The sequence below is a fragment of the Nostoc mirabile CHAB5784 genome, assembly GCF_020829645.1.
GTDB lineage: Bacteria > Cyanobacteriota > Cyanobacteriia > Cyanobacteriales > Nostocaceae > Nostoc > Nostoc mirabile.
The window spans coordinates 1-3,354 of record NZ_JAIVFS010000255.1; the positions used below are offsets into that span (position 1 = coordinate 1).

The window sequence follows — 3,354 nt, forward strand, 5'->3', positions numbered from 1 at the left end:
AGCAGATATACTACAGAATTGTTAAAGGTCGCGGATGCTTTGAGGCTGACAAGATAATATTTTTAATCTCTAATTCCATTTGATTTGCGTTCTCTCATATCGCTTTTAGTCTAAACTCCAGTTCCAATTCGCAATTCGCAATTCGCAATTCGCAATTAATAATACCCTACGCATAAATGCGGGGGCTTGAATATTGATACTACGTGTTCTTTTCTTTTCATAATTGAAATTAGGGGCTTGTACCCCAACGGCTCAATTATCAATTACGTCCGTAATGGGCGAAAAAGCGAACTGCGAATTGCGAATTGTTTGGTCATCTGGGCCAACAACTGCTCCTGCCAGTTTCAATCCATTCCGATTCAACATTGAAGTAATAGCAAAGGTTTCAATGCGTGGTTGTGGTTGACTAGTTAGGTTATTCGCATACTTAACTTGCCAGACGTAACTGGTGAGTGCTGTAGCTTCATACTGTTCAGTAGTAGCAGTGCTGCAACTATTAAGCGTGAGCGCCGTTAGCACAGTTATTATTGAGGTTAAAAATCTCAGCTTTTGCATTATCAATTATGAATATCTTTCAACAATCACTCTTGAAAAGGGTGTATGCCATCATTGCTGCCAAGGTGAAGCTATCGCCGTAATCGAAAGCACTTCTCCCGTTGTTAATCTGATAGCTGTCTTCTCACAATTAGGACATTGGATTTTAATCTGAATAAGTGAAGGATGGCCTTTGTATTCTCCCATCACAGGCTCTCCAGTATATTCGCTAATTATTGCCTGTTGGCAGTGCCAACACTCGAATATGACACGCCCCACTGAGGAGTTACAATCCAAAAACTGGATATGTTGACAGCCTTCTGGTGGTAACTCTTCTTCATCATCGCTCTTTGTCAATTGACCCTGTTGCTTAGGCTGTTGCGGTGATTTGGATTTTCTCTTGTCAGAAGAGGTACGTTCTGCTTTACTTTTCTCTAAATGTTGGGGTTTTTCAGCAGCGTTCGGCTTTGACCTTAAAGGAGGTATCACCTCTGCTTGGGCTGGCTGCTCAACTGACGGCGGTTCATCAATGGGAGTAATGCCAGGCTGAGAGGTTGGCTGCTGTTTCTCTACTGGTTTATAAGCAACAAGGTCAAGCTTTGGGCTTTGGTCGTTGGGTTTTGACTGTTGTTTAGGTAGCTTGGGCGATCGCTCTTTTGATTTCATCAGAACTTTTTATGTGAACTTTGGAAAATGAGTGTATTTTAACCGCCAATTTATTTCACTAAATCGCTCCTCATCGCCAGAACGAAAGTATAGTTAGCTTTTTAGGTAACGAGCAATTTGGAACATTAGTTTTTCACTACTTTGGTGTAAAACTTGTGAAAATCTTTGCGGTCTACTTAAATTGTCATAGAATCAGTTCATTCTGTAACTAATATATATATGTTTTTTCATCAAAAATCGCATAGTACTAAGAAAATATGATTATCGCAGTTACTAATCAAAAGGGAGGAGTAGCCAAGACAACCTCTACTATCGCACTAAGTGGATTGCTGGCAGAAAGTTACTCCTGCCTTGTAGTTGACTTTGATCCCCAAGGCAATTTAACCACAGGTCTAGGAATCAAGATTCAGCCAGGGCAGATGACTGCTTATGAAGTACTTACAGATCGTAAACAGAGTGCATCTGAGACTATTATTGACACTGAGTATGGAATCAAGCTGATTCCGGCTGACATATCTCTAGCATCTGGAGAAAAGCAAATTTTGACCTCGGCAGATAATAGCCGAATCCTGAGAAAGAAATTGAATCCTTTACGGCAAGAATTTGCTCATATCCTCATTGATTGCCCACCTAGCTTAGGTATGTTGACTCTAAATGCACTAATGGCAGCAGATGCAGTCTTGATCCCCGTTCAATGTCAGTTCTTTGCTTTGGAAGGCTTACGACAATTATTGGAAACTATCGAAAGTCTTCGTGATGAAGACACTCACCCCAATTTGCAAATTTTAGGAGTCTTGCCTACAATGGCAGACCGTACACTCACGACCCAAGATGCTCTCAAAACGCTTAAAACTAAACTCCCTGGGGTCAAAATTTTTGAACCAGTTCCTAAGTCTGTTCAGTTTCCAGAGTCTAACTTGGCGCGTCAACCAATCCATCGGTATACCACAGAAAGAAAATTGATTGAACCTTATCAAGAAATCGCCAGGAAAATGGCAGAACAGGAGTAATATGGCGAAGCGGCGCTTGTCAATGGCAGATGAAATGGAATTTCCGAATAAAACCAGACAATTCCTTGACTTGGTAGGAGTTACCAATAATCCTCAACTCTCGGAAAACGAATCTATTGAACAATCTTTATTAATAACTCAAATTCACCTAGCTGCTCATCAGCCTCGGCGTTATTTTTCAATTCAAGGAATGGAAAGCCTAGTTGCTTCTATTCGTGAACATGGCATCTTGCAGCCACTGCTTGTCCGACCGTTAGAATCCGGTAATTATGAATTGATCGCTGGTGAACGTCGCTACCGTGCCGCTCAAACTCTTGCAATGGAGCAAGTTCCGGTTATTATCCGCCATCTCAATGACCAAGATGCTTTTCAAGTTGCCCTCCTCGAAAATTTGCAACGGGAAGATTTAAATCCGGTTGAGGAAACTGAAGCTATTTTGCAACTGCTATCTATCCGCTTGGAATGCTCTCAAGGAGAAGTTATTTCCCTACTCAATCATATTGCTAACCGACAAAAGCAAAAAACAGAAACTACGAACAACGTTGTTCGTAACCAATGGGAAATGGTAGAAAAGATATTTTCAGTAATAGGTAGGGTGACTCCAGACAGTTTTCGTAGTCATCGCCTACCTTTACTAAATTTACCTAAAGATGTTCTAGAAATTTTGCGCCAAGGACAACTAGAATATACCAAAGCCCGTATCATCGCTCAATTGAAAGACGAAGATCAGCGACATCAACTTCTAGTGAAAACTCTTGAAGAAAACCTTTCAGTTAGAGATATTAAAAGTTACATTCAATCAGTTCAACCTCCTAAGTCTTCTCAGCCGAATATCCTGACTAATCGGATGAAGGAAGCCTATCAGCGAGTTAAGCAAGCTAAAGTCTGGGAAGATCCTAATAAAGCAAAAGTTTTAGAGAAGTTGTTAGGGCAAATTGAAGCTTTATTAGAGTAAAATCTACGGTTTTTTACAACATCTTTCACTCTTACCAACCTTTGAGGCGTAGCTTCCATAGCTTGCGCTCGTAGTCGAATGGCACTAAGAAAAGCTCTAAGCTATACGGAATAAGGGCTACAGCTTTGAAAGTTATTGAACAGTCGAGGAGGGGTCAGGCGGTCGTCCTTGATGCAGTGTCATGGAAGC

At 41.1% G+C, this 3,354-nt stretch carries 4 protein-coding genes; 2 read left to right on the plus strand and 2 right to left on the minus strand.

Annotation, left to right across the window (positions count from 1 at the left end; all coding sequences use genetic code 11):
- Positions 1–252: 252 nt before the first annotated feature.
- Complete coding sequence (locus tag LC653_RS45235) at positions 253–555, minus strand: hypothetical protein (protein WP_229501746.1); 303 nt, start codon at positions 553–555, stop codon at positions 253–255.
- Positions 556–606: 51 nt separating this feature from the next.
- On the minus strand, positions 607–1,200 hold the full coding sequence (locus LC653_RS45240) for a hypothetical protein (protein ID WP_229501747.1): 594 nt from the start codon (positions 1,198–1,200) through the stop codon (positions 607–609).
- A 257-nt stretch (positions 1,201–1,457) separates the two neighbouring features.
- Here LC653_RS45240 and LC653_RS45245 point away from each other — a divergent pair, with 257 nt between their 5' ends.
- A complete protein-coding gene (locus tag LC653_RS45245) occupies positions 1,458–2,210 on the plus strand; it encodes a ParA family protein (RefSeq protein WP_229501748.1) in 753 nt (250 codons plus the stop codon).
- Between the two features lies 1 nt (position 2,211).
- Positions 2,212–3,165 (plus strand): ParB/RepB/Spo0J family partition protein, encoded by a 954-nt coding sequence (locus LC653_RS45250; protein WP_229501749.1) that lies wholly within the window; start codon positions 2,212–2,214, stop codon positions 3,163–3,165.
- Positions 3,166–3,354: the final 189 nt, after the last annotated feature.

Coding starts and splice junctions, on each gene's coding strand:
- LC653_RS45245 (WP_229501748.1), top strand. CDS start 1,458: ATGATTATCGCAGTTACTAATCAAAAGGGAGGAGTAGCCAAGACAACC.
- LC653_RS45240 (WP_229501747.1), bottom strand. CDS start 1,200: ATGAAATCAAAAGAGCGATCGCCCAAGCTACCTAAACAACAGTCAAAA.
- LC653_RS45235 (WP_229501746.1), bottom strand. CDS start 555: ATGCAAAAGCTGAGATTTTTAACCTCAATAATAACTGTGCTAACGGCG.
- LC653_RS45250 (WP_229501749.1), top strand. CDS start 2,212: ATGGCGAAGCGGCGCTTGTCAATGGCAGATGAAATGGAATTTCCGAAT.